General features: G+C 44.1%; 2 protein-coding genes. One reads left to right on the forward strand and one right to left on the reverse strand.

The genetic code is table 11. The features are described from left to right. The coding region (locus A3738_RS25570) for a histidine phosphatase family protein (RefSeq protein ID WP_197474041.1) at positions 1-247 on the reverse strand (247 nt) is incomplete at its 3' end. Positions 248-443: 196 nt separating this feature from the next. Between A3738_RS25570 and A3738_RS25575 the strand changes: the two genes are divergently transcribed. Further along, positions 444-1,196: inorganic phosphate transporter (locus A3738_RS25575; RefSeq protein ID WP_197474042.1), on the forward strand; the 753-nt coding region annotated here is incomplete at its 3' end.

Below are 1,196 nucleotides of genomic sequence, written 5' to 3' on the forward strand. Positions count from 1 at the left end.
AGTCAAACTCGTTCCAATCGGTGTCTATCACAGTATTTGCCTGGCCGTTTATTGATTCAAGCGCAAACTGAGCTGTTTGTTGATGGCGCTTCATATCGCCAGTGATCACCAGGTCAGGGCTGATAGAAAGCTCCCGAAAATAGCGATTCAAAATTTTAGCTTGTTGCTCACCTTTACTAGAAAGTTCGTCATAGTTTTCTTTGCCAAGCGATGCTTGGCCGTGTCTGATCAAATAAATTTTACTCATTGTTATCTAACTTTACCTTTCCTAGTAAAAACCGTACTAGCCTATGTGCTGGAGAATTGTCATGGCAAGTTTATTTGAGTGATGAAAGTTAATTTGCATCTTTTATACATGTGGTTAGTATGCGCAACCGGATTGTTACAGCAAGATGACAGTAGCGACGCCAAATCGACGAGTTAATTGTTAAGGAAGTGCTCAAATGAGTTCTAAAAAACTATCTGAGACCGATACAGCTTTAGGTTACGCCAACAACGAAATTTTGAAGATGGGCGTAAGCTTTGTGTTCTTAGTTTCTGTTTTAGGTTACGTATTAATGCAAATGCAAGGTATCCCGGGTGGATTTACGCTTGCAATTTCTGCAGCTATTGGCGGTTATATGGCCATGAATATTGGTGCAAATGACGTAGCCAATAATGTGGGTCCGGCAGTAGGTTCAAAGGCATTGACCTTGATTGGCGCGATCGCGATTGCCGCCATCTTTGAAGCCGCAGGCGCATTGATCGCAGGTGGTGACGTAGTTAGTACCATTAAGAAAGGGATTATCGACCCTTCCGCTATCAACGATAGCACGACCTTTATCGCCTTGATGCTTGCAGCATTATTTGCTGGTGCCTTGTGGCTTAATCTTGCAACCTTCGTTGGCGCGCCTGTTTCTACAACCCACTCGATCGTAGGTGGTGTGCTTGGTGCAGGTATCGCAGCAGGAGGTTTTGCTATTGCGAACTGGGGACAAATGAGTGCAATTGCAGCGAGTTGGGTTATTTCACCTGTTCTTGGCGGTTTGATTGCAGCGGGCTTCCAGCTTTATATCAAGCGAAATATTATGCACAGCGAGAACATGTTACAGGCCGCTAAAAGTTACGTGCCTGTCTTGCTTGCGATTATGGCGTGGTCGTTCTCAACGTACCTTACGTTAAAAGGCTTGAAAAAAATCTTCCCAATGTCATTTGTT

This window comes from Oleiphilus sp. HI0066 (assembly GCF_001635725.1).